This is a genomic window from Streptomyces sp. SCA2-17 (assembly GCF_044336695.1).
Map to the genome: position 1 here is coordinate 923,715 of NZ_CP117521.1, position 22,953 is coordinate 946,667.

The following is a 22,953-nucleotide window of genomic DNA, read 5'->3' on the forward strand; positions in this document are numbered from 1 at the left end:
AATCAGGGCAAACGGAACAGTGACCCGGTTCACATCGGCGGGGTGGGGTTGCGGGAGGGGTGTCAGTGGTCTGCGGCATGATCGGAGCGTGACGCGACGCCTGATGCTCCTCGACACCGCTTCCCTGTACTTCCGCGCCTACTTCGGCGTGCCGGACTCCGTCCGCGCCCCCGACGGCACCCCGGTGAACGCCGTGCGCGGCCTGCTCGACTTCATCGCCCGCCTCGTCCAGGACCACCACCCGGACGACCTCGTGGCCTGCATGGACTTCGACTGGCGGCCGCACTGGAGGGTCGAGCTCATCCCCTCCTACAAGGCGCACCGCGTCGCCGAGGAGACGGAGGCCGGCCCGGACGAGGAGGAGGTGCCCGACACCCTCTCCCCGCAGGTCCCGGTCATCGAGGCCGTGCTCGACGCGATCGGCATCGCCCGCGTGGGCGCCGTGGGGTACGAGGCCGACGACGTGATCGGCACGCTCGCGGGCCGTGCCGCGGGCCCGGTCGACATCGTCACGGGCGACCGCGACCTGTACCAGCTGGTGGATGACCGGCGCGGGGTGCGCGTGCTGTATCCGGTCAAGGGCGTCGGCACGCTCCAGCCGGTCGACGAGGCGCTGCTGCGCGAGAAGTACGGGGTGGACGGCTCCGGCTACGCCGACCTGGCGCTGCTGCGCGGCGACCCCAGCGACGGCCTGCCGGGCGTGCCGGGCGTCGGCGAGAAGACGGCCGCGAAGCTGCTGGCCGCCTTCGGCGACCTGGCGGGGATCCTGGCGGCCGTGGACGACCCGGCGGCGAAGCTGACCCCGGCGCAGCGCACGCGGCTGGCGGAGGCCCGGCCGTACCTGGCGGTGGCGCCGAAGGTCGTACGGGTCGCGTCCGACGTCCCGCTCGCGCCGTTCGACGCGGCGCTGCCGGCGGAGCCGCGGGACCCGGAGGTGCTGGAGGCGCTGGCGGAGCGGTGGGGGCTGGGCGGGTCCCTGCAGCGGCTGCTGGGCGTGCTCGGGGGCTGAGTCGCCGGGCCGGTCGCTGGGCCGGGTCCGCCTAACTTTGTTAAGTTAGGCGGACCTAACTTTTTCAGGATCAGGGGATCAGGGGAGACAGCCATGGCAGACCGTCCCGTACGGAAGCAGCCCACGCTCAACCGCGCGCACGTGCTGCGCACCGAGCGGCTCACGCCGCACATGGTGCGCGTGATCCTCGGCGGCGAGGGCCTCGCCGACTTCGGCGCGGGCGAGCACACCGACCACTACGTGAAGCTGTTCTTCCCCGTGCCCGGTGTCACCTACCCCGAGTCGTTCGACATGCAGGTCATCCGCCAGGAACTGCCGCCCGAGCAGTGGCCGAAGACCCGTACGTACACGGTGCGGTCCTTCGACCGCGAGGCGCGCGAGCTCGCCATCGACTTCGTCGTCCACGGCGACGAGGGCCTGGCCGGCCCGTGGGCGGCCTCCGTGCAGCCGGGCGCCGAGGTGCTCTTCCGCGGCCCCGGCGGCGCCTACTCCCCCGACCCCGCTGCCGACTGGCACCTGCTGGCGGGCGACGAGAGCGCGCTGCCGGCGATCGCCGCGTCCCTTGAGCGGATTCCGGCGGGCACGCGCGTCCACGCCTTCGTCGAGGTCGCGGGCCCGGAGGAGGAGCAGAAGCTGGAGCTGGCCGAGGGCGTCGAGGTCACGTGGCTGCACCGCGGCGGCGCGCCCGTCGGCGAGGCGCTGGTCGCGGCCGTCCGCGGGCTCGACTTCCCCGCCGGTGACGTCCAGGCCTTCGTGCACGGCGAGGCCGGCTTCGTGAAGGAGCTGCGCCGCTACCTGCGCGTGGAGCGCGAGGTGCCGCGCGAGCGGCTTTCGGTGTCGGGCTACTGGCGCCGCGGCCACGACGAGGACGGCTGGCAGGCGTCGAAGCGCGAGTGGAACCAGCAGGTGGAGGTGGAGCAGGAGGGCACGGCGGCGGCGTAGCCGAGGAAACGCCTGGCCCCCCCTTGAGGGGAGGGCCAGGTGAACGTCCCCGCCGCGACGGCGCCCGGCCCCCACCGGAGCTGACCGGCGGTGCCGCCCCGCTCAGCCCACCGACGAGTACGCCACGACGCCCCGCAGCAGGCCGTCCACCGCCCGGCGCGCGTTCCGCGCCACCGTGCTGCCCGGCGGCGCCGCCGCCGCGATCTGGCCCAGCACGTCGATCAGCTGCTTGCACCAGCGGACGAAGTCGCCCGCCGGCATCTCGATCTCCCGCAGCACCTCGTCCAGGCCGTGCCCGGACGCCCAGCGGTACGCGGCCCAGGCGAAGCCCAGGTCCGGCTCGCGCTGGCCGACGCCCTCCGCCTGGTTGATCTTGTGCTGCTCCTCCAGGGCGTCCAGCCGGCCCCAGATGCGCACCATCTCGCCGAGGGCCTCCTGCGCGGGGCCCGCGGGCAGCTTCGGCGGCGCCGCGTCGTCGGCCGTGCGGGCCTCGAAGACCAGCGCGGAGGCGCACGCCGCCAGCTCGGCCGGCTTCAGGCCCTCCCACACGCCGTCGCGCAGGCACTCCGAGGCCAGCAGGTCGAGCTCGCCGTAGAGCCGGGCGAGCCGCCTGCCGTGCTCGGTGACCTCGGTCCCGTGGAGGTAGTCCAGGTCGGTCAGGAGCGCGCAGATCCGGTCGAAGGTGCGGGCGATGGTGTTCGTCCGCCCCTCGATGCGCCGCTCCAGCTGGCGGGTGTCCCGCTGCAGCCGGTGGTAGCGCTCGGCCCAGCGGGCGTGGTCCTCGCGCTCGGAGCAGCCGTGGCAGGGGTGCGCGCGGATGGCCGTGCGCAGCCGGGCGATCTCGGTGTCGTCCGTGGCGGCGGAGCGGGACTTGCGATGCCGGTCGGGCACGATGTGCCCGGCCTTGGTGCGCAGCGCGGAGGCGAGGTCGCGGCGCGACTGCGGGGAGCGCGGATTGAAGGACTTGGGGATCCGCATCCGCTCCAGGGGCTCCACCGGCACCGGGAAGTCGATCGCGGCGAGCCGCTTGACCTGCCGCTCCGCGGTGAGCACCAGCGGGCGCGGCCCGTCGTAGGGGTCGAAGCCGCGGTGCCGGTCCGCGCGGGCGGGCGGCACACCGGGGTCGAGGACGAGGGCCAGGCCCGCGTACTTCCCGGTGGGGACGTGGATGACGTCACCGGGCTTGAGCCGCTCCAGGGCCGTGGCGGCGGCGGCACGCCGCTGCACCGCGCCCTGCTTGGCCAGCTCGTTCTCGCGGTCCTTCAGCTCACGGCGGAGCCGGGCGTACTCGTCGAAGTCGCCGAGGTGGCAGGTGATGGCCTCGCGGTAGCCCGCCAGGCCCTCCTCGTTCTTCTGCACCTGCCGGGAGATGCCGACGACCGACTTGTCGGCCTGGAACTGCGCGAACGACGTCTCCAGCAGCTCGCGGGAGCGGTGCCGCCCGAACTGCGAGACGAGGTTGACCGCCATGTTGTACGAGGGCTTGAAGCTGGAGCGCAGCGGATAGGTGCGCGTGCCGGCGAGGCCGGCGAGCGCGGCCGGGTCCATGGCGCGCTGCCACAGCACGACCGCGTGCCCCTCGATGTCGATGCCGCGGCGCCCCGCGCGGCCGGTGAGCTGGGTGTACTCGCCGGGCGTGATGTCCGCGTGGGTCTCGCCGTTCCACTTGACGAGCTTCTCCAGCACCACCGTGCGAGCCGGCATGTTGATGCCGAGGGCCAGCGTCTCGGTCGCGAAGACCGCCTTGACCAGGCCCTTGACGAAGAGCTCCTCGACGACCTCCTTGAAGGTCGGCAGCATGCCGGCGTGGTGGGCGGCGATGCCGCGCTCCAGGCCCTCCAGCCACTCGAAGTAGCCGAGGACGTGCAGGTCCTCGTCGGGGATGGAGGCGCAGCGCTCCTCGACGATCTCCCGGACCCGGGCGCGGGCCGCGTCGTCGTTGAGCCGCAGGCCGGCGTAGAGGCACTGCTGGACGGCGGCCTCGCAGCCGGCGCGGCTGAAGATGAAGGTGATGGCGGGCAGCAGGCCCTCGGCGTCGAGGCGCTCGATGACCTCGGGGCGGCCGGGCGTCCAGATCCGGCTGCGCTGGCGGCGCTCGCGCTCGCGGTCGGCCTCGCGCACCATCTTGCCGCGGCGCCGCTCCCGCGGGTTGTACGTGCGGCTGTTCTCCATGCGGGCCATGCGCAGCAGGTCGGGGTTGACCTCCCGGCGCGCGGCGCCGCGGCCGCCGTGGTCGGTCTCCTCCTCGAAGAGGTCGTACATCCGCCGGCCGGCCAGCACGTGCTGCCAGAGCGGGACGGGGCGCTCCTCGGAGACGATCACCTCGGTGTCGCCGCGCACGGTGTCCAGCCAGTCGCCGAACTCCTCGGCGTTGGAGACGGTGGCCGAGAGGGAGACGAGGGTCACCGAGTCCGGGAGGTGGATGATGACCTCCTCCCAGACGGCGCCGCGGAAGCGGTCGGAGAGGTAGTGCACCTCGTCCATGACCACGTAGCCCAGGCCCGTGAGCGCCTGGGAGTTGGCGTAGAGCATGTTGCGCAGGACCTCGGTGGTCATCACGAGCACCGGGGCGTCGGCGTTGACGCTGTTGTCGCCGGTCAGCAGGCCGACCTTGGCGGCGCCGTAGCGCCGGACGAGATCGCTGTACTTCTGGTTCGACAGGGCCTTGATGGGCGTCGTGTAGAAGCACTTGCGGCCCTGGGTGAGGGCCAGGTGGACGGCGAACTCGCCCACGATGGTCTTGCCGGAGCCGGTCGGCGCGGCGACCAGGACGCCCTTCCCGGCCTCCAGGGCCTTGCAGGCCTCTATCTGGAACGGATCCAGTGCGAAGTCGTACATCTCGCGGAACGGTGCGAGCGCGGTGGCCTGCTCGGCGGCGCGGACCCGCGAAAGGGCGTAGCGCTCAGCAGGGGACATGTCGTCGGTCATCTTGTGTACGAGCCTACCGGTGACCTCGGACAGTCACCTGATCTTTATCGAGCTCCCCGGCCGGGCACGGGGCTCCCTCCGGGGAAGCCGCGCGCCCGCGCCGGGGAGGCGGGTCACCTCAGGTCACGTCACGTCGTCGTAGCTGTTGCGGGCGGCCTCGCGGCGTCCGCCCTCGGGCCCGTCGTGCAGGGCCGGCATCGGCTCGGAGTCACCGAGGGACTGCGGGCTCAGGTCCAGTGGCGCGGCTTCGTCGTCCGACAGCAGGCGGTCGGGGTTGCTCCGCTCCCGGCGCTTGTCGTTGAGCATCGAGAACCCGACCGCACCGAAGTACAGGATGATGATCGGCACGGCGAGGATGCACATGCCGAACGGGTCGGTGCTGGGCGTGGCCACGGCACCGAAGACGAAGGTGCCCATGACGACGCCCCGCCACCACTTGATCATGGTCTTGCCGGTGACCATGCCGGCGATGTTCATCATCACCAGGAGCAGCGGCAGCTCGAAGGCGAGGCCGAAGACGAGGATCATCCGGACGGTGAAGTCGAGGATGTCGTCGAGGTTGAGGGTGTTGGCCGCGGAATCGGGTGTGATCTGCAACAGCACCCGCATGCTCATGGGCATGATCTCGTAGGCCAGCCAGGCGCCCGCGACGAAGAGCGGGGCCGCCGTCGCCACGAAGGCGATCGTGTACTTCTTCTCGCTCTTGTGCAGGCCGGGGGCGAGGAACGCCCACAGCTGGTAGAGCCAGATCGGCGAGGAGACCGTCACGCCCGCCAGGAGGCAGATCTTGACGATCGTCGTGAACGGCGACGACAGGCTGTTGAAGACGACGATCGCGCAGTTGCCGCCGTGGCTCTGGGCGAGGTCGCGCCCGGGGCACTTGGGAACGGGGCTCGAGAGGAAATCCGTGAGCTGCTTCTGGTAGAAGGCAGCGACGATCGCGACCACGATGATCGCGAGGACCGCCTTGGCCAGCCGGTTGCGCAGCTCACGGAGGTGCTCCGCGAGCGGCATCCGCCCCTCGGGGTCCTTCTCCTTCTTGCGGGCAGACTTGGGCAACCCACGTCCCTATCTCGTGCGGCAGACGGACGCCGCGGGGGCGGCCGCCTCGATCGTCCCTGGAAAAGTGCTGCTCAGTGCTGCGTCGTGCGGTCGCTCGGCTCGGTGGCCGGGCGCGCGCCCGCGACGTCGCCGGGAGCGGCCTTGATCGTACGCGGGGCCTGGCCGGCGGGCGGGTCGGCCGGAGCGGAGGCGTTGTCCTGGCCCTCCGACTTCATGGCCTTGGCCTCGCTCTTGAGGATGCGGGCGGACTTGCCGAGGGAACGCGCCATGTCCGGGAGCTTCTTCGCACCGAACAGCAGGACGATGACGACGAGAATGAGGATGATCTCGGGGGCGCCGAGCCTACCGAACATTTGCGTTTACCTTCTCACCGAGGCGGCATGGGGTGGGTACTGCCCGACTGATCGGACATTTGTCCATCAGACGCACGGCAGCGATCGTAACGCGCAGGGGTGAACGCCGGGCAATCCCCGTGCGTACTCCCGGAAGCGGCCCCCCGCCTCGTCGCCGGGGCCACCGAAACAGCGTACCGCCCGGTCAGTGGCCTTAGCAGAGAGCGGGAGCGAGGTTGTCAGAACCGCTCATTCCTGGCGCAAAGTCTGCACGGCCTGCGAGCTCGCCGCGGCGAGCGGCCCGGCGGCCCGCTCCAGCTCCTCCGCGGCCCGGCTGATCCGCAGCGAGCTCTCCGAGACCTGGCCGGCCAGCCGCCGCACCTCGGCCAGGACCCGGGCGGCCAGCACCCCGAGGACGGCGATGCCCAGGAAGGCGAGGGCGACGGCGAGCATGGGCCAGAACATGGGGCGAACCTATCGGGATGTCGGAATGACTCAAAACAACCGTTTGCCTGAGCTTGTCTGAGCGGCTCGCTCAGACCGTCGAGTGCAGCCGCAGCGTCCGCACCCCGCCGCCGGTCAGCAGTTCCACGATCCGCTCCCCCGCCGGCTTGCGGACCGCGGTGCCGCAGTCCGGGCAGGTGAAGGAGTAGAAGGTGGTGCGGCGGCTGCCGCCGATCGCCAGCCGCAGCGCGCTCGCCGCCAGCTCGAAGCGGCCGCGGCAGTCCGGGCACGCCGCCTTGAACATCGCGGCGCCCGGCACCCGCCCGTCCATCGCGTCCACCCTCACTCCCCGTACGCCGCAAGGGCCTCGCGGGCAGCGTCCCGGGCGCTGTCCGCCAGCACGGCCGGCGAGACTATGCGCCCGTCGCCGCCCAGCCGCAGCGCGAGCCGGCGCAGCGAGGCCGGCTCCGGGGTGCGCAGCGTGATCCGCAGGCCCCCGTCGGGCAGCTCCACGGCGCTGTCGTGGGGGTAGTACTCGGCGACCCAGCGGCCACCGGGGCCGACCTCGATCACGACCTCCGGGTCCTCGGCGGCCGGCTGCACCAGCCCCTCCGAGAGGTCCCGCAGCTCGACCGGCGGCGGATCGGACGGCTCGTCCAGCAGCCGGATTTCGGCCACCCGGTCCAGGCGGAAGGTGCGCCGGGCCTCCGACAGCCGGCACCACGCCTCCATGTACGTGTGGCCGACGACGAACAGCCGGATCGGGTCGACCTCGCGCTCGGTGAGCTCGTCGCGCGCGGGCGAGTAGTACGTGATCAGCACGCGGCGGCGCTCGGCGATCGCCCGGTCGACGTCCGCGAAGACGCCGCCCTCGGACTCGAAGGTCACCGACAGCCGGGAGCTGGCCCCGGCGGCCTCGCCCGCGGCGGCCTCGATCTTCGCGGTGGCCCGCACCAGCGCCTGCCGGCCGCTCTCGCGCAGGCCCGGCAGCGTGGCCACGGCGCGCGCGGCCACCAGCAGGGCCGTGGCCTCGTCGGCGGCGAGCCGCAGCGGCTCGCCGGTGCTGCTGCCCGAGGCGTCCGGGTTGTGCCACCAGATGCGGTCGCCGTCGGTGTCGATGTCGAGCAGGTCACCACCGCGGAAGCTGGTGCCGCACATGGGCAGCACGTCGAGGTCGCCGATGAGCTCGTCCTCGGTGATCCCGAAGGCCCGCGCCACGTCCGTGACCCGGGCGCCGGGGCGCTCCCGCAGATAGGTGACCAGCGACAACATGCGCCGCGTCTGGTCAATGGCGTTTCCGGCCATCAGAAGTCGGTCCGTTCCTCTCAGCCCCCGACGGACCCTCGGGCCCGTCGTCCGCCTGTCCCCGTATCAGCCTTGTCTCAGCTCAGCCCTTGGCCACGGCACGCAGCCGGTCCAGGACCTGCTCCCGCAGCTCGGCCGGCTCCAGCACGACCACGTCCGGGCCGAACTCCACCAGCCACGCGTCCAGCCCGTGCCCGTACGGGATCTCCAGCTCGTCCCAGCCGTCGCCCAGCTCGCGCGTGCTCGTGGCCCGGGCCCGCAGCGGATAGCCGTGGTCGGCCCGCACCTTGATCCGGGCCGTGCCCGTCGCCGTCTCGCCCGCCCACCGCTCGACGGTCTCGCGGACCGTCACGTGGTCGGGCACCGGCGCCGTGAGGGGGATGCCCCGCGAACGGACCTTGCCGGTGATCCGGGACAGCCGGAAGACCCGCTCCGCCTTGCGGTCGCGGTCCCAGCCCGCCAGGTACCAGTGGCCGCGCCAGCACTCCAGCGTCCACGGCTCGACGTGCCGCTGCTCGGGGCGGGCCGAGTTCGCCTTGCGGTAGTCGAAGACCACCGGGCGCCGGTCGCGTGCCGCGAGCATCAGCGGCTCGAAGGCCGCCTCGTGCACCGGGATCCGCGTCTCCAGCGCGCTGTGGCTGCCGTAGATCTCCTCGGCGAGCGGCATCCCGGCCGCCCGCAGCTTCTGCAGCGCCCCGCTGGCCGCGGCGGCCAGGCGCGCCTGCTGCCAGACGCTGGCCGCCAGCCCCAGGGCTGCGGCCTCCTCGACGTCCAGCGTGATGGGAGGCAGGCGGTTGCTGTCGCGGCGGGCCAGATAGCCGGTCTCGCCGTCGACGCTCTCCACCGTCTCGATGATCAGGCCGAGCTCGCGCAGGTCTTCCTTGTCGCGCTCGAACATGCGGTTGAAGGCGTCGTCACTGCCCTGGGCGTTGTCCGGAGCCCCGGAGCCGGCGCCCGAAGCCGCCGCGTACCCCGGCCCGAAGGCCGTCGCATACCCCGGCCCGAAGGCCTCCAGGTAGGCCTCGATGGACCCGCGAAGCTCCCGCTTGCTCAGCGGGCGGCGCGTCCCCAGCAGGCACAGTGCCAGGTTCATCAACCGCTCGGCCTTGGCAATCGCCATCGACGCCCTCTCTGCTTGTGCTCTCAACCGCTGACCGTACCGCTACGGTCTTCCTGCGCAAAAGCCGAGGGTCCATGCCCCGGAGGAGCATGGACCCTCGGCCCGTCAGCAGGTGACTCAGACCGCGATCAGGTCGCAGACGAAGATCAGCGTCTCGCCCGGGGCGATCACGCCGCCACCGGCGCCACGCTCGCCGTAGGCGAGGTGGGCGGGGATGACCAGCTTGCGGCGGCCACCGACCTTCATGCCCTGGATGCCCTTGTCCCAGCCCTCGATGACCTGGCCGGCGCCCAGCTTGAACTCCAGCGGGTTGCCGCGGTTCCAGCTCGCGTCGAACTCCTCGCCGGTGGAGAAGGCCACGCCCACGTAGTGAACCTTGACGAAGTCGCCGGCCTTGGCGACCGCGCCGTCGCCCTCCCAGACCTCGGTGATCTCCAGGTCAGTGGGGATCGGGCCCTCGGGGAAGTCGATCTCGGGCTTGTCGATGCTCACGAAAGTGCTCCTACGAACGAATCTTGTAGACAACCGTGCAAGTCTGGCAGATAACGGTCGCGGATCAGACCTTGCCCACGATGTCCACGACGAATACCAGCGTGTTCTTGTCCAGGCCGCTGCCGGCCTGGCCCTCGTAGCCCAGCCTCGGCGGGATCACCAGCTCGACCCGGTCCCCGACGTGCTTGCCGACCAGGCCCTTGTCCCAGCCCTGGACGACCGAGCCCGTGCCGATCTGGAAGCTCGTGGCCCCCGAGTGGTCCCAGGAGGAGTCGAACTTCTTGCCGTCCTCCCACTTCACGCCGGTGTACTGAGCGATCAGGCCCTCGCCGGCCTTGACCTCCGGGCCCGTGCCCTTGATCAGCACCTGCTCCTTGAGGTCCGACGGCGCCTTGGCGTCCTTGGGAATGGTGATCTCCGCGGCCTTCTGCGGCAGCACCTTCACCTCGGGCATGCCCTCGTCCGGCTTCGCCTGGTCGCCCTTGACCTCGCTCTTCGAGTCGACCTTCTGGCCGCCGACCACGTCCACGACCCACACCAGGCCGTCCTCCGGGGCCAGGCCGAGCTGCGGGTTGACCTGCTCGCCGATGGTGTCCTTCACCGTGCCCACGACCTCGACCCGGCTGCCGGCCCGCTGGCCGGTCACGGCGTCCGCCACCTTCGCGGGCACCTGCTGGCCCGGCTGGCCCACCGCGAAGACGTCCTGGCGGCGCACGTCCTTGTTGCCCGGGATCTGCCCCTGGCTCGACCAGGAACCGCCCAGCGGCTTGTCGTCCTTCATGCTCTGCACGGCGAAGTCGAGCCGCACGAACGTGCCCTTCTCGACCTTGTCGCCCTTGCCCTCCGAGAGCGTCTTGACGGAGAGCTCGTCGCCCGGCTTCGAGTCCTTCTCCACGGAGATCTCGGGCTTCTGGCCGAAGTCCCCCTTCACCGAGACCTTCGCCTCGGACGACCCCTTGTCGTCACCGCCGCACGCCGCGGCGGAGAACAGCAGGGCAGGCACGGCCAGCGCCGCGGCCAGGCGACGCGTGTTCTTCGTGAGGTTCATCAGTCCAACTCGGGCTAGGGGGGTGGCTGAGCAGTGCCCGCCACTCTACGGCCTGAATCTGTGCGATCAACCCCGCCCGACACGGCGGTGCACCGGGCCCCGTACGACCCGGTGCACCCCGCTGCCCGCACCGCCGGCTCACATCCCGGCGATCAGCTTCTCCACCCGGTCGTCCACCGACCGGAACGGGTCCTTGCACAGCACCGTCCGCTGCGCCTGGTCATTGAGCTTCAGGTGCACCCAGTCGACCGTGAAGTCGCGCCGCTGCTCCTGCGCACGGCGGATGAAGTCGCCCCGCAGCCGGGCCCGGGTCGTCTGCGGCGGCACAGACTTGCCCTCGAAGATCTTGACGTCATTGCACACCCGGGCCGCCTGACCGCGCTTCTCCAGCAGGTAGTACAGCCCGCGGCGGCGGTGGATGTCGTGGTACGCGAGGTCTATCTGCGCCACCCTCGGGTGCGACATCGTGATGTTGTTCTTCGCGCGGTAGCGCTCGATGAGCTGGTACTTCATCACCCAGTCGATTTCCGTGGAGATGCGGTCCAGGTCCTCGTCCCGGACGGCCTCCAGGGTGCGGCCCCACAGCTCCAGGACCCGCTCCACCGTGCCCGTGCGGATGCCGCGGCGCTCGCAGAAGTCCACGGCCTTCTCGTAGTACTCCTGCTGGACCTCCAGGGCCGACGCCTCGCGCCCGCTCGCGAGGCGGACCTTCCGCCGGCCCGTGATGTCGTGACTGACCTCACGGATCGCCCGGATCGGATTCTCCAGCGTCAGGTCGCGCATGACCGTGCCCGCCTCGATCATGCGCAGCACCAGGTCCGTCGCACCGACCTTCAGCAGCATCGTCGTCTCGGACATGTTGGAGTCCCCGACGATGACGTGCAGCCGGCGGTAGCGCTCGGCGTCGGCGTGCGGCTCGTCCCGCGTATTGATGATCGGGCGGGAGCGGGTGGTCGCCGAGCTGACGCCCTCCCAGATGTGCTCCGCGCGCTGGCTGACGCAGTACACCGCGCCCCGCGGCGTCTGCAGGACCTTCCCGGCCCCGCACAACAGCTGCCGCGTCACCAGGAACGGGATGAGAATGTCCGCAAGACGCGAGAACTCCCCGTGCCGCGCGACGAGATAGTTCTCGTGGCAGCCGTAGGAGTTCCCGGCGGAGTCGGTGTTGTTCTTGAAGAGGTAGACGTCGCCCGCGATCCCCTCCTCGTGCAGGCGCCGTTCGGCATCGACGAGCAGGCCTTCGAGAATGCGCTCGCCCGCCTTGTCGTGGGTGACCAGCTCGATCACGCTGTCGCACTCCGGCGTTGCATATTCCGGGTGCGAACCCACATCCAGGTAGAGACGCGCTCCGTTGCGCAGGAAGACATTGCTGCTGCGGCCCCAGGAAACGACACGGCGGAAGAGGTAGCGCGCCACTTCGTCAGGCGACAGCCGGCGCTGTCCCCTGAAGGTGCACGTGACGCCGTACTCGTTCTCCAGCCCGAAAATGCGGCGGTCCATGCCTGAACATTACGCCTGATGCCCTGCGCTGAAACCGGGTTCGACCGCACCGTTCCGATCATTTTCCGACCGGGCCGCGACGGGCTCCTCTTCCGACCGCGCCACGATGGGCGAGGGGCTCGCCGGAGCCTGCAGCGCACGCCGTGCCGCCAGCATGACGACCAGGGCGGCCACGCCGCAGCCCACGGCGACCGCGAAGCCCGCGCGGATCCCGATGCCCTCCAGCGCGGGACCGGCGAAGGCCGTGCCGATGGCCGCGCCCACGCCGAAGGCGGTCACCAGCCACGAGAACGCCTCGGTCACGGTGCCGCGCAGCGCGTGCCGGTCCACGACCACGAAGGCACAGGCCAGACAGGGGGCCAGGAAGATGCCGGCGACACCGGCGAAGACCGTCATGGGCACGACGCCCGGCACCAGCAGCAGCGGCAGGTAGCACACCGCGAGGCCGGTGACGAGCAGCCGCAGCCGCTGCTCCGGGCTGCCGGGCCACTGCCGGTGGCCGTAGACGGTGCCGCCGATGAAGGCGCCCACGCCGACCGCGGAGAGCAGGTAGCCGGCCACGTTGCCGTCGTGGTGGGCCTCGCCGTAGGCCACCGCGGAGACCGCGATCGAGCCGAGCGCGGAGCCGATGAAGAAGAACGTCCCGAGCAGCACGAGCAGCCCGCGCGAGCGCAGAGCACCCAGCCAGTGCGCCTCACGGGGCGCGCTGCGCCACTCGCGGGAGGGCGGCGAGGTGACGACGGCGAGCGCGCCGAGGGCGCCCAGGGCGTTGATCACGAACAGCGCGCCGGCCGGGGACCACACGCCGACCAGCCCGGTGATGATCAGCGGGCCGACGACGTAGATCACTTCCTGGGCGATGGCGTCGAGGGAGTACGCGGCGTGGATGCGCTCCTCGCTCTTGAGGACCGCGGGCCACAGCGCCCGCAGCCCGCCCTCCAGCGGCGGCGTGAAGAATCCGGACACCACCATGGCCGCGTAAGCTAGGGCGACGGGTTCCAGACCGGCGGCGGCGAAGACCGTCATGCCGAGCGCGGCCAGCAGGGCCGACGGCAGCATGACGCGCGGCTGGCCGTAGAGGTCGACAGCCCGGCCCAGCAGCGGCTGGCCCACCGCGTTCGCCACGCCGTAGACGGCGGAGAGCGCCGAGGCGAGCGCGAGGCTGCCCCCCTCGGCGCGGACGAAGAGGACGATCGCGAGCGCGGCCGTGGCGTTCGGCAGACGGCCGACCAGCGTGCCTGTGAGCAGGCGCGCGGCGTACCGCGTTCGGAGCATCTCGCCGTAGCCGGCCGCCATCGGTGACTTCCTCTCTTCCCCGAGCCTCGGGTTTTACGTATAACTTGAAGCGTCATACGTATCATGGCCGCAGCCCGCGGGTCCAACGCCGCAGGCCGCGCCACTCAGGGGAGGCACCTACAGTGACCAGCGGCGAAGAGACCCCGCAGCGCCCCGGCGAGCGGTGGCCCACGGCCCGCGGCCCCCGCGCCGGGGCCCGTGCCACCAGCCGTGACGTCGCCCGCGCCGCCGGCGTCTCCCAGGCCACCGTCTCCCTGGTCATGGGCGAGAAGTGGCGCGGCCGCGTCTCCGAGCGCACCGCCGAGGCCGTCCGCTCCGCCGCCCGCAGCCTGGGCTACCGCCCCAACCTCGCCGCCCGCGACCTGCGCCTGGGCCGCACCCGTACGGTCCTGCTGGTCGTCCCCGCGCTCACCAACGAATTCTTCGCCCGGGTGCACACCGGAGTCGTCCGCGTCGCCCGCGAGCACGGCCTCGGCGTCGTCCTCTACCTCTCCCCCGAGGGCACCGGCCCGGCCCCCGACCCCTTCGCCTCCGCCAGCGCCACCCTCGACGGCGTCCTCGCCTCCTCGATGGCCGCCGAAGCCGTCGGCGCCCTCCGCGGCGGCGGCCTCCCGCTCGTCATGCTCGACAGCGACCCCGGCCGCGAAGGCGCCTCCGCCACCGTCAACCCCGACATCGCCGACGGCATGCGCCAGGTCGCCGGGCACCTGCTGGGCCTCGGCCACCGGCGCTTCCTGCACCTCGCCTCGGACATCGACACCTGGACCTTCCGGGTCCGCGCCCGCGCCCTCGCCGACGCCCTGTGCGCGACGGCCGGCGTGACGGTGCGCACGGAGCGGGCGCCCCTGACCGTCGCCGACGGGCTGCGCGCCACGGAGAAGGCGCTCGCCGAGCCCGGCCACCGCCCCACCGCGATCATCTGCGACGACGACGTCCTCGCCGCGGGCGCCTGCAAGGCCGCCCGCCGGCTGGGCCTGCACGTGCCCGCCGACCTCTCCGTCACCGGCTTCACCGACCTGGCCCTCGCCACGGCCGTCGAGCCCGAGCTCACCACCGTCCAGCTGCCGGCCGAGGCGGTCGGCGAGGCCGGGATGCGCGCCCTCGTCGCCGTCCTCGACGGCCGGACCCCGGCCCCCGAAGCCCTCCCGGTCCGCCTGGTCACCCGCGGCACCACGGCACACGCCCGCACCTAGCACGCACAACGCCGTGCGCCCCGGCGGGGAAACCCGGCGGGGCGCACGGCGTCGGCAAAAGCAGGAGGGATCAGCTCTCGGCCGAGGCCTCTCCGCCCTCCTCCGGAGCCGTCTCCGGCTCCGCGTCCGCCTCGGCGGCGGCAGAGGTGTCCCCCTCCAGCAGCCGCGACAGCTGACGGCCCAGCAGCCGCTTGAACTTCCGCTGCTGCGGCCGCGTGCGGTCCAGGACCGCGACCTCCAGCTGCTCCGCGGTCAGTGTCCGCTCGCCGCCGTTGTTATCGCGGGTGAGGGATTCCACGGCGAGCTTCAGCACCTCGGAGAGCGTCATGCCGTCGCGGTGCCGCTGATCGAGGTAACTGCTGATCTGATCGGCATTGCCACCGATGGCGACCGAACCGTGCTCGTCCACGATCGAGCCGTCGTGCGGCAGCCGGTAGATCTGGTCGTCCTCGGGGCCCGCGCCGACCTCGGCGACGATCAGCTCGACCTCGTAGGGCTTCTCGGCCGCGCTGGAGAAGATCCCGCCCAGCGTCTGGGCGTAGACGTTGGCCAGGCCACGGGCCGTGACATCGTCCCGGTCATAGGTGTAACCACGGAGGTCGGCATAGCGCACGCCGCCGATCCGCAGATTTTCGAATTCGTTGTACTTTCCGACCGCGGCAAACGCGATCCGGTCATAGATTTCGCTGACCTTGTGCAGGGCCCGGGACGGGTTCTCGGCCACGAAGACAACGCCATCGGTGTATTGGAGCACCACGACGCTGCGGCCGCGCGCAATGCCCTTGCGGGCGTACTCGGCGCGGTCGGCCATGGCCTGCTGAGGTGATACGTAGAACGGCGTCGACACCGGTTATCCGTCCCTTTCTGTCGATGAGGAGTTCATTCCGCAGCTCTCAGAGGAGGGCGGCCCGCGGGCCGTCCGGCTCCTGGAGGCGCCGGTCGTGGATCGCCCGGACGACCTCGGAGCACTCCGCCTCGGTGAGCTTGCGGAACCCCTCGTCGGTGATGACGGTGACGATCGGATAGATGCGCCGTGCGAGATCCGGCCCGCCGGTCGCCGAGTCGTCGTCGGCGGCGTCGTAGAGCGCCTGGACGACGAGCGTGAGCGCCTGGCCCTCCGTCAGATCCTCACGGAAGAGCTTCTTCAGCGACCCCCGGGCGAAGACCGAGCCCGAACCGGTGGCGGCGAAGCCGTGCTCCTCGGAGCGGCCGCCGGTCACGTCGTAGGAGAAGATCCGGCCCTTCTGCCGGTCGACGTCCCAGCCGGCGAAGAGCGGCACCACGGCCAGGCCCTGCATGGCCATGCCGAGGTTGCTGCGGATCATCGTCGACAGCCGGTTCGCCTTGCCCTCCAGCGAGAGCTGGACCCCCTCGACCTTCTCGAAGTGCTCCAGCTCCAGCTGGAAGAGCTTGACCATCTCGACGGCCAGCCCGGCCGTGCCGGCGATGCCCACCGCCGAGTACTCGTCGGCGGGGAAGACCTTCTCGATGTCGCGCTGGGCGATGACGTTGCCCATCGTCGCCCGGCGGTCACCGGCCAGCACCACACCGCCGGGGAACGAGGCCGCGACGATGGTCGTCCCATGGGGAATCTCGATCGCGCCCTGCACCGGGGGGAGCACCCGGTTGCCCGGGAGCAGGTCGGGCGAGTGCGCGGAGAGGAAGTCCATGAACGACGAGGAACCGGGGGTCAGGAAGGCAGCCGGCAGACGCCCGGTGCTACGAGTGTTGGCTTCCACACGTTTCCTTCCAGGTATGCAGCGGCCCGCCCCATGACGTCCGCTCGATCCTTGAACCGCCCCAGGGCCGCGTCGGAGCTGGGGCGCAGTACGCCAGGGACCTTACCGGTCCCATGATCATGATCGACAGGCGGCGGCAGGTGCCTACTCTCCGCCCTTCTGGACGAAGGACCTCACGAAGTCCTCGGCGTTCTCCTCGAGCACATCGTCGATTTCGTCCAGCACGGAGTCGACGTCGTCCGACAGCTTCTCCTGCCGCTCCTTGAGGTCCTCCGAGACCTGCGCGTCCTGCGCCTGTTCCTCGACGTCCTCGGTGGATCGCGTGGCCTTCTGCTGACCGCCGCCGGTGTCCTTGGTCGCCATATCCCTCACCCCGCTCGGTTCGACGTACAAGATCGGACGTGCACAGTCGTACTCAGCCGTACTCGGGCCTGCATGATCAGACCCTATAACCCGGGTCCGGCATCGGCCCGGCACTTGCTACAACGTCCCGGAACCACCGTGATGATTCCCTGAACGCTCCCCTCTCAGACCTGGCTCAGCCCCCGGAGAGGACCCGGACCAGCTCTTCCGCGGTGCGGCAGCGGTCCAGGAGCTCCTTGACGTGGTTGCGCGTGCCGCGCAGTGGCTCCAGGGTGGGCACCCGTTGCAGGGAGTCACGGCCCGGGAGGTCGAAGATCACCGAGTCCCAGGAGGCCGCGGCCACGTCGTCCGCGTACTGCTCCAGGCAGCGGCCGCGGAAGTAGGCCCGGGTGTCCTCGGGCGGGACCGTACGGGCGCGCTCCACCTCGGTCTCGTCCAGCAGCCGCTTCATCCTGCCGCGGGCCGCGAGACGGTTGTACAGGCCCTTCTCGGGCCGCACGTCCGCGTACTGGAGGTCCACCAGGTGCAGCCGGGCCGCGTCCCAGCCCAGGCCGTCGCGGCGGCGGTAGCCCTCCAGGAGCTCCCGCTTGGCCACCCAGTCGAGCTCGCCGGCCAGGCTCATCGGATCGTGCTCCAGCCGGTTCAGCACGTCCTCCCAGCGGTCCAGGACGTCCTTGGTCTGCTCGTCGGCGTCGGCCCCGAAGCGGTTCTCGACGTACTTGCGGGCCAGCTCGCAGTACTCCATCTGGAGCTGGACGCCGGTGAGCGTGCGGCCGCTGCGGAGCGTGATCAGGCGTTGCAGGGTGGGGTCGTGGCTGACCTGGTGGAGCGTGCGGACGGGCTGGTCGACGGCCAGGTCGGAGACGATGAAGCCGTCCTCGATCATGGACAGGACCAGCGCGGTGGTGCCCAGCTTGAGGTAGGTGGAGATCTCGGAGAGATTCGCGTCACCGATGATCACGTGGAGCCGGCGGTACTTCTCGGCGTCGGCGTGCGGCTCGTCGCGCGTGTTGATGATCGGCCGCTTGAGGGTGGTCTCCAGGCCCACCTCGACCTCGAAGTAGTCCGCGCGCTGGCTGAGCTGGAAGCCGTGCTCGTGGCCGTCCTGGCCGATGCCGACGCGGCCGGCGCCGGTCACGACCTGGCGGGAGACGAAGAAGGGCGTCAGGTGGCGCACGATGTCCGAGAAGGGGGTCTCCCGCTTCATCAGGTAGTTCTCGTGGGTGCCGTAGGACGCGCCCTTGTTGTCGGTGTTGTTCTTGTAGAGGTGGATCGGCTGGGCTCCGGGCAGCTGGGCGGCGCGCTCGGCGGCCTCGGCCATGATCCGCTCCCCGGCCTTGTCCCACAGGACGGCGTCGCGGGGGTTGGTGATCTCCGGCGAGCTGTACTCGGGGTGGGCGTGGTCGACGTAGAGCCGCGCCCCGTTGGTCAGGATGACGTTGGCGAGGCCGATGTCCTCGTCGGTGAGCTGGCTGGAGTCCGCGGCTTCGCGGGCGAGGTCGAAGCCCCGGGCGTCCCGCAGCGGGTTCTCCTCCTCGAAATCCCAGCGGGCGCGTCGCGCCCGGTGCATCGCCGCGGCGTAGGCGTTGACGATCTGGGACGAGGTGAGCATGGCATTGGCGTTCGGGTGACCGGGGACGGAGATCCCGTACTCCGTCTCGATGCCCATTACTCGCCGTACGGTCATGCGGCCCTCCTTGCCCGGCGGCGCCCCCTGGTGGGGTCGGCGCTCAAGTACCGCTGCGCATCCGGTCCGTGTCCGGCCCTCGCTCCCCCGGCGCGCGCTGCGGCGGTATCGAAGAGCCTAGAACGGCTTTGCGGCGGTGGGGAGATCATTACAGTCATTGCTCCGGTTCGTGGCGTACCCGGGCCAAGGACGCTCCCCGTGGCGCGATCCTGGCGGGAAACCTGCGGAATTCGGCGCGGGCGGCGGAAAAACGCGTCCGGCCGCGGTTGTCCCGGGGTGTGCCCCCGCCAGGGCGGGGGCGGGACATCCGCAGCCGGACGGCGGTGCTACAGGTACTGGCCGGTATTCGCCACCGTGTCGATCGAGCGACCGGTGTCGGCGCCCTGCTTCCCGGTGACCAGGGTGCGGATGAAGACGATCCGCTCGCCCTTCTTGCCGGAGATCCGGGCCCAGTCGTCCGGGTTGGTGGTGTTGGGCAGGTCCTCGTTCTCCTTGAACTCGTCGACGCAGGCGGCGAGCAGGTGGGAGACGCGCAGACCCTTCTGGTTGTGGTCGAGGAAGGCCTTGATCGCCATCTTCTTCGCCCGGTCCACAATGTTCTGGATCATGGCGCCGGAGTTGAAGTCCTTGAAATAGAGGACTTCCTTGTCGCCATTGGCGTAGGTGACCTCGAGGAAGCGGTTTTCCTCGGATTCAGCGTACATCTGCTCGACGACCGACTGGATCATGCCGGCCACGGCGGCCCCGGAGTCCCCGCCGTGCTCGGTGAGGTCGTCCGCGTGGATGGGCAGGGTCCTGGTGAGGTACTTCGAGAAGATGTCCTTGGCGGCCTCGGCGTCCGGGCGCTCGATCTTGATCTTCACATCGAGACGGCCGGGGCGCAGGATGGCCGGGTCGATCATGTCCTCCCGGTTGGAGGCGCCGATCACGATCACGTTCTCCAGGCCCTCGACGCCGTCGATCTCGGAGAGGAGCTGGGGGACGATGGTGTTCTCGACGTCCGAGCTGACCCCCGACCCGCGGGTGCGGAAGAGGGAGTCCATCTCGTCGAAGAAGACGATGACCGGGGTGCCCTCGCTCGCCTTCTCCCTGGCCCGCTGGAAGATCAGCCGGATGTGCCGCTCGGTCTCCCCGACGTACTTGTTGAGGAGCTCGGGGCCCTTGATGTTGAGGAAGAAGCTCTTCCCCGCGGGCTTGCCGGTGACCTCGGCGACCTTCTTGGCAAGGGAGTTGGCGACGGCCTTGGCGATGAGCGTCTTGCCGCAGCCGGGGGGCCCGTACAGCAGCACGCCCTTGGGCGGCCGCAGTTCGTGCTCCTTGAAGAGGTCGGGGTAGAGGTAGGGGAGCTCGACCGCGTCACGGATCAGCTCGATCTGGTTCCCCAGACCGCCGATCTTGGTGTAGTCGATGTCCGGGACCTCTTCGAGGACGAGCTCCTCGACCTCGCTCTTCGGGATGATCTCGTAGACGTAGCCGGAACGGGGTTCCAGAAGCAGGGCGTCTCCGGGACGGATGGTGGTGTCCAGCAGCGGCTCGGCGAGCCTCACCACCCGCTCCTCGTCGGTGTGCCCGATGACCAGGGCGCGCTCGCCGTCCTCGAGGATCTCCTTGAGGGTGACGATGTCCCCGGCCCGCTCGAACTCCATGGCTTCGACCACGTTGAGCGCTTCGTTGAGCATGACCTCCTGGCCACGCCTGAGGTCCTCCGCCTCGACGCTCGGGCTGACGTTCACCCGGAGCTTGCGGCCCCCGGTGAAGATGTCGGCCGTGCCGTCGTCGTTGGCCTTGAGGAAGACCCCGAAGCCGGCCGGCGGCTGTGCGAGCCGGTCGACCTCCTCCTTGAGGGCGACGATCTGGTCGCGCGCCTCACGGAGGGTGTTGGCGAGCCGCTCGTTCTGCGCGGACACGCCGGCCAGGTTGGTCTGGAGCTCGACGATCCGCTCTTCGAGAATCCTCGTGTGACGCGGAGAGTCGGCGAGCTTGCGTCGCAGGACGGCGATCTCCTGCTCGTAATAGGCAACCTGGCTCGCGAGGTCGTCGGACGCTCGTCCCGGCCGGATGCCGCGGTTCATGTCGTCGTCGTGGGCTGCCACGGTCCTCACCTCCTCCAAGGGGAGCTGGACGCTTCCTGACCCTACCTGGGCCGGTGCAGGTTGAAACCCCTAGATCACAAACCCGGTCGGAGTGTGTCCGATCTTCACCCTTGCGCACGTCCCCACAGCAGGGGAATACCCACCCATCAACATCGGAAAGCGGGCGGTTGTATCGTCGAGTCGGTCAACACCCGTCAGGGCTGGCTCCAATTGATTCAGATACGTAGCGAACGGCAGGGCGAGATGACCGTGCAGAACGAGGACCGCGCAGGCACGGCCGGGGCTCCGGCGGGCCGGGACGCGACGGAGGCGGCGGGCGCGACGGGCGATGCCCTGGAGGTCTGGATCGACCAGGACCTGTGCACCGGGGACGGGATCTGCGCCCAGTATGCGCCCGAGGTCTTCGAGCTGGACATCGACGGTCTGGCCTATGTGAAGAGCGCCGACGACGAGCTGCTGCAAGAGCCCGGCGCGACGACGCCGGTGCCGCTGACCCTGCTCGCCGATGTCCGGGACTCCGCGAAGGAGTGCCCGGGCGACTGTATTCATGTACGCCGCATTTCGGACAAGGTGGAGATCTACGGCCCCGACGCCGAGTAACGGATCACACACTCCCCGCGACCGGATGGGGCCGGACGACGAACTTCCCGTTCTGCCAGTGCCATTCGACGGTCCGCTGCATGTCCGGGCAGCAACGCGGCACGCTCGGGGACGAGTAGCCGAGCAGAGTGGCCGAAACGATGCCCTCGGTGACGCTGAGACCGGTGACGGTCATCTTCTCCCCGGGGTCGACGAGGGTCGCGAGGACGCGCGGCGGCTCACCGTACTCACGGGGCTCGGCGAGCAGGTAGACCCCGCTGGGCGGGGTGCCGCCGCCGGCGCGGCACCGCACGACGGCCACGGTCTCCGGCCGGCCGTCGTGGTCCAGGTCCGAGGTGATCTGCTGGACCACGTCGGGGCCGCCGCCGGGGCCGCACTCGAGCGGATAGCGGGCGGCGAGCGCGTCGGGGGCCCGGGTGGCCGCGGCCGGTGCGACGGCGCGGGCGGGGGCCGGGTCCTCGCGGGGGCCGGTGAGGCAGGCGACGGCGATCACGGCGGCCAGGGCCACTGCGGTGACCACCCAGTGCACGGGCCCGGGGCGGGTGTGCGGGAGGGGCTCGGCGGGCTCGGGGTCGGGATGAGCACGGTCTGGGTGAAGACTGCCGGCCGGTGGCTGCACGCGCGCTGACTCCTGGAGGCGGTGACTGCGGGGAATGCTGGAGATGCGGAAGTGATCAGCATCGTGCCACATCACCGCGTACCGGTGAACAGCGGGCACGCCGGAAAAAGACCGGAGAAAGGCAGCCGGAATCCACCGGGCGAAGCCGGGCGGGTGAGCCGAACGAAGAGGCGCCGCCCCCGAGTTCCCCGCGGTGCGGGGGGTCCGGGGGCGGCGCCGTGCGTGCCGGGCACGCGGCGTTCGGGGTCAGCCCTTGTTGGGGCCTTCGTAGTCGTCGCCGTAGGCGCCCTTGGCGGGGCGGCGGCGGCGCATGGGCGGCTCGACGCCGTCCGCGAGGCGGCGGGCGGTGACCAGGAAGCCGGTGTGGCCGATCATGCGGTGGTCCGGCCGGACGGCCAGGCCCTCGACGTGCCAGTTGCGGATCATCGACTCCCACGGCTGCGGCTCGGCGAAGCAGCCGATCTCGCGGATCGACTCGACGGTCCGGGCGAGCTGGGTGGTCGTCGCCACGTAGCAGCAGAGGATGCCGCCGGGGACGAGCGCCTTGGAGACGGCCTCCAGGCACTCCCAGGGGGCGAGCATGTCGAGGATGACGCGGTCGACGTCCGTGTCGGACAGGTTGTCCTGGAGGTCGCCGACGGTCAGCTGCCAGGCGGGGTGCGGGCCGCCGAAGTAGCGCTCGACGTTCCCCTGGGCGATCTCGGCGAAGTCCGCGCGGCGCTCGTAGGAGTGCAGCATGCCCTGGTCACCGATGGCGCGCAGCAGGAAGGCGCTGAGCGAGCCGGAGCCCACCCCGGCCTCGACGACGCGGGCGCCGGCGAAGATGTCGGCGAAGGCCAGGATCTGCCCCGCGTCCTTGGGGTAGACCACGGCGGCACCGCGGGGCATGGACAGGACGTAGTCGGGGAGCAGGGGGCGCAGCGCGAGGTAGGCGACGTTTCCCGTGGTACGGACAACACTGCCTTCGGGGGCACCGATCAGCTCGTCGTGGGGGAAGGCACCCTTGTGGGTGTGGAACTGCTTCCCGGCTTCGAGCGTGAAGGTGTAGTGGCGTCCCTTGGGGTCGGTGAGCTGGACCTGGTCCCCGACCTGGAAGGGCCCGCGACGGCGGGCGGCACCGGTCGGTTCGGACATGTGCCCAGCCTACCCGTCATCCGGCGGGCGTACGGACACGGCGCCGC

At 70.9% G+C, this 22,953-nt stretch carries 22 protein-coding genes and 1 pseudogene; 4 read left to right on the plus strand and 19 right to left on the minus strand.

What is annotated here, in order from left to right; all coding sequences use genetic code 11:
• Positions 1 to 103: 103 nt before the first annotated feature.
• Both PS271_RS04105 and PS271_RS04110 read left to right on the plus strand, forming a co-directional pair.
• Positions 104 to 1,009 (plus strand): 5'-3' exonuclease, encoded by a 906-nt coding sequence (locus tag PS271_RS04105; RefSeq protein WP_398386663.1) that lies wholly within the window; start codon positions 104 to 106, stop codon positions 1,007 to 1,009.
• 93 nt (positions 1,010 to 1,102) lie between these two features.
• Positions 1,103 to 1,951, plus strand: a complete 849-nt coding sequence (locus PS271_RS04110) for a siderophore-interacting protein (protein WP_398380177.1) — start codon at positions 1,103 to 1,105, stop codon at positions 1,949 to 1,951.
• A gap of 102 nt (positions 1,952 to 2,053) precedes the next feature.
• Here the strand turns inward: PS271_RS04110 and PS271_RS04115 are convergent, their stop codons facing one another.
• The 11 genes from PS271_RS04115 to PS271_RS04165 form a co-directional block, all read right to left on the minus strand.
• Positions 2,054 to 4,879 (minus strand): DEAD/DEAH box helicase, encoded by a 2,826-nt coding sequence (locus tag PS271_RS04115; protein ID WP_398380179.1) that lies wholly within the window; start codon positions 4,877 to 4,879, stop codon positions 2,054 to 2,056.
• A 123-nt stretch (positions 4,880 to 5,002) separates the two neighbouring features.
• Positions 5,003 to 5,893, minus strand: a complete 891-nt coding sequence (tatC, locus tag PS271_RS04120; RefSeq protein ID WP_398386664.1) for a twin-arginine translocase subunit TatC — start codon at positions 5,891 to 5,893, stop codon at positions 5,003 to 5,005.
• Between the two features lie 119 nt (positions 5,894 to 6,012).
• Positions 6,013 to 6,294 carry a Sec-independent protein translocase subunit TatA gene (gene tatA / locus PS271_RS04125; RefSeq protein WP_398380180.1) on the minus strand — a complete coding sequence of 94 codons (282 nt, stop codon included), beginning with the start codon at positions 6,292 to 6,294 and terminating at the stop codon, positions 6,013 to 6,015.
• Positions 6,295 to 6,522: 228 nt separating this feature from the next.
• Positions 6,523 to 6,738 (minus strand): hypothetical protein, encoded by a 216-nt coding sequence (locus tag PS271_RS04130; protein WP_398380182.1) that lies wholly within the window; start codon positions 6,736 to 6,738, stop codon positions 6,523 to 6,525.
• A 70-nt stretch (positions 6,739 to 6,808) separates the two neighbouring features.
• Positions 6,809 to 7,048 carry a hypothetical protein gene (locus PS271_RS04135; protein WP_120757920.1) on the minus strand — a complete coding sequence of 80 codons (240 nt, stop codon included), beginning with the start codon at positions 7,046 to 7,048 and terminating at the stop codon, positions 6,809 to 6,811.
• Between the two features lie 11 nt (positions 7,049 to 7,059).
• Positions 7,060 to 8,022, minus strand: a complete 963-nt coding sequence (locus PS271_RS04140) for a helix-turn-helix transcriptional regulator (RefSeq protein WP_398380184.1) — start codon at positions 8,020 to 8,022, stop codon at positions 7,060 to 7,062.
• Positions 8,023 to 8,104: 82 nt separating this feature from the next.
• A complete protein-coding gene (locus PS271_RS04145) occupies positions 8,105 to 9,142 on the minus strand; it encodes a helix-turn-helix transcriptional regulator (RefSeq protein ID WP_398380185.1) in 1,038 nt (345 codons plus the stop codon).
• 117 nt (positions 9,143 to 9,259) lie between these two features.
• Positions 9,260 to 9,634 carry an FKBP-type peptidyl-prolyl cis-trans isomerase gene (locus PS271_RS04150; protein ID WP_398380186.1) on the minus strand — a complete coding sequence of 125 codons (375 nt, stop codon included), beginning with the start codon at positions 9,632 to 9,634 and terminating at the stop codon, positions 9,260 to 9,262.
• 64 nt (positions 9,635 to 9,698) lie between these two features.
• The gene (locus PS271_RS04155) at positions 9,699 to 10,682 is read right to left on the minus strand and encodes an FKBP-type peptidyl-prolyl cis-trans isomerase (RefSeq protein WP_398380188.1); all 984 of its coding nucleotides are present in this window, start codon (positions 10,680 to 10,682) and stop codon (positions 9,699 to 9,701) included.
• A 138-nt stretch (positions 10,683 to 10,820) separates the two neighbouring features.
• Entirely contained in the window at positions 10,821 to 12,182 is a 1,362-nt protein-coding gene (gene pafA, locus PS271_RS04160) for a Pup--protein ligase (protein ID WP_356281756.1), read from the minus strand.
• A gap of 9 nt (positions 12,183 to 12,191) precedes the next feature.
• Positions 12,192 to 13,478, minus strand: coding sequence for an MFS transporter (locus PS271_RS04165; RefSeq protein ID WP_398380191.1), 1,287 nt, complete (start codon positions 13,476 to 13,478; stop codon positions 12,192 to 12,194).
• A 122-nt stretch (positions 13,479 to 13,600) separates the two neighbouring features.
• On the opposite strand from PS271_RS04165, the gene PS271_RS04170 reads away from it, so the two are divergent.
• On the plus strand, positions 13,601 to 14,671 hold the full coding sequence (locus PS271_RS04170) for a LacI family DNA-binding transcriptional regulator (protein ID WP_398380193.1): 1,071 nt from the start codon (positions 13,601 to 13,603) through the stop codon (positions 14,669 to 14,671).
• A gap of 70 nt (positions 14,672 to 14,741) precedes the next feature.
• On the opposite strand, the gene prcA is transcribed toward PS271_RS04170, so the two are convergent.
• The 6 genes and pseudogenes from prcA to arc form a co-directional block, all read right to left on the minus strand.
• On the minus strand, positions 14,742 to 15,518 hold the full coding sequence (gene prcA, locus PS271_RS04175) for a proteasome subunit alpha (protein ID WP_398380194.1): 777 nt from the start codon (positions 15,516 to 15,518) through the stop codon (positions 14,742 to 14,744).
• A 46-nt stretch (positions 15,519 to 15,564) separates the two neighbouring features.
• Entirely contained in the window at positions 15,565 to 16,410 is an 846-nt protein-coding gene (gene prcB, locus PS271_RS04180) for a proteasome subunit beta (protein ID WP_398380196.1), read from the minus strand.
• Positions 16,362 to 16,538: pseudogene (locus PS271_RS04185) on the minus strand (endonuclease domain-containing protein); the annotation flags it as partial. The pseudogene PS271_RS04185 and the gene prcB, both read right to left, overlap by 49 nt.
• 16 nt (positions 16,539 to 16,554) lie before the next feature.
• A complete protein-coding gene (locus PS271_RS04190) occupies positions 16,555 to 16,773 on the minus strand; it encodes a ubiquitin-like protein Pup (RefSeq protein ID WP_058045164.1) in 219 nt (72 codons plus the stop codon).
• A 175-nt stretch (positions 16,774 to 16,948) separates the two neighbouring features.
• The gene (gene dop / locus PS271_RS04195; protein ID WP_398380199.1) at positions 16,949 to 18,460 is read right to left on the minus strand and encodes a depupylase/deamidase Dop; all 1,512 of its coding nucleotides are present in this window, start codon (positions 18,458 to 18,460) and stop codon (positions 16,949 to 16,951) included.
• A 326-nt stretch (positions 18,461 to 18,786) separates the two neighbouring features.
• A complete protein-coding gene (gene arc, locus PS271_RS04200) occupies positions 18,787 to 20,553 on the minus strand; it encodes a proteasome ATPase (RefSeq protein WP_367131667.1) in 1,767 nt (588 codons plus the stop codon).
• A gap of 243 nt (positions 20,554 to 20,796) precedes the next feature.
• Between arc and PS271_RS04205 the strand changes: the two genes are divergently transcribed.
• Positions 20,797 to 21,153, plus strand: coding sequence for a ferredoxin (locus tag PS271_RS04205; protein ID WP_398386665.1), 357 nt, complete (start codon positions 20,797 to 20,799; stop codon positions 21,151 to 21,153).
• Between the two features lie 4 nt (positions 21,154 to 21,157).
• Here the strand turns inward: PS271_RS04205 and PS271_RS04210 are convergent, their stop codons facing one another.
• Both PS271_RS04210 and PS271_RS04215 read right to left on the minus strand, forming a co-directional pair.
• On the minus strand, positions 21,158 to 21,673 hold the full coding sequence (locus PS271_RS04210) for a hypothetical protein (RefSeq protein ID WP_398380202.1): 516 nt from the start codon (positions 21,671 to 21,673) through the stop codon (positions 21,158 to 21,160).
• A gap of 345 nt (positions 21,674 to 22,018) precedes the next feature.
• On the minus strand, positions 22,019 to 22,906 hold the full coding sequence (locus PS271_RS04215) for a tRNA (adenine-N1)-methyltransferase (RefSeq protein ID WP_120757800.1): 888 nt from the start codon (positions 22,904 to 22,906) through the stop codon (positions 22,019 to 22,021).
• Between the last annotated feature and the right edge of the window lie 47 nt (positions 22,907 to 22,953).

What these genes read in the sequence shown, in the direction of transcription:
- PS271_RS04215 (WP_120757800.1), bottom strand. Translation starts at nt 22,906, where the DNA reads ATGTCCGAACCGACCGGTGCCGCCCGCCGTCGCGGGCCCTTCCAGGTC.
- dop (WP_398380199.1), bottom strand. Translation starts at nt 18,460, where the DNA reads ATGACCGTACGGCGAGTAATGGGCATCGAGACGGAGTACGGGATCTCC.
- pafA (WP_356281756.1), bottom strand. Translation starts at nt 12,182, where the DNA reads ATGGACCGCCGCATTTTCGGGCTGGAGAACGAGTACGGCGTCACGTGC.
- PS271_RS04155 (WP_398380188.1), bottom strand. Translation starts at nt 10,682, where the DNA reads ATGAACCTCACGAAGAACACGCGTCGCCTGGCCGCGGCGCTGGCCGTG.
- tatA (WP_398380180.1), bottom strand. Translation starts at nt 6,294, where the DNA reads ATGTTCGGTAGGCTCGGCGCCCCCGAGATCATCCTCATTCTCGTCGTC.
- PS271_RS04130 (WP_398380182.1), bottom strand. Translation starts at nt 6,738, where the DNA reads ATGTTCTGGCCCATGCTCGCCGTCGCCCTCGCCTTCCTGGGCATCGCC.
- PS271_RS04110 (WP_398380177.1), top strand. Translation starts at nt 1,103, where the DNA reads ATGGCAGACCGTCCCGTACGGAAGCAGCCCACGCTCAACCGCGCGCAC.
- PS271_RS04105 (WP_398386663.1), top strand. Translation starts at nt 104, where the DNA reads ATGCTCCTCGACACCGCTTCCCTGTACTTCCGCGCCTACTTCGGCGTG.
- PS271_RS04205 (WP_398386665.1), top strand. Translation starts at nt 20,797, where the DNA reads ATGACCGTGCAGAACGAGGACCGCGCAGGCACGGCCGGGGCTCCGGCG.
- tatC (WP_398386664.1), bottom strand. Translation starts at nt 5,893, where the DNA reads ATGCCGCTCGCGGAGCACCTCCGTGAGCTGCGCAACCGGCTGGCCAAG.
- PS271_RS04115 (WP_398380179.1), bottom strand. Translation starts at nt 4,879, where the DNA reads ATGACCGACGACATGTCCCCTGCTGAGCGCTACGCCCTTTCGCGGGTC.
- PS271_RS04190 (WP_058045164.1), bottom strand. Translation starts at nt 16,773, where the DNA reads ATGGCGACCAAGGACACCGGCGGCGGTCAGCAGAAGGCCACGCGATCC.
- PS271_RS04165 (WP_398380191.1), bottom strand. Translation starts at nt 13,478, where the DNA reads ATGGCGGCCGGCTACGGCGAGATGCTCCGAACGCGGTACGCCGCGCGC.
- PS271_RS04140 (WP_398380184.1), bottom strand. Translation starts at nt 8,022, where the DNA reads ATGGCCGGAAACGCCATTGACCAGACGCGGCGCATGTTGTCGCTGGTC.
- PS271_RS04135 (WP_120757920.1), bottom strand. Translation starts at nt 7,048, where the DNA reads ATGGACGGGCGGGTGCCGGGCGCCGCGATGTTCAAGGCGGCGTGCCCG.
- PS271_RS04145 (WP_398380185.1), bottom strand. Translation starts at nt 9,142, where the DNA reads ATGGCGATTGCCAAGGCCGAGCGGTTGATGAACCTGGCACTGTGCCTG.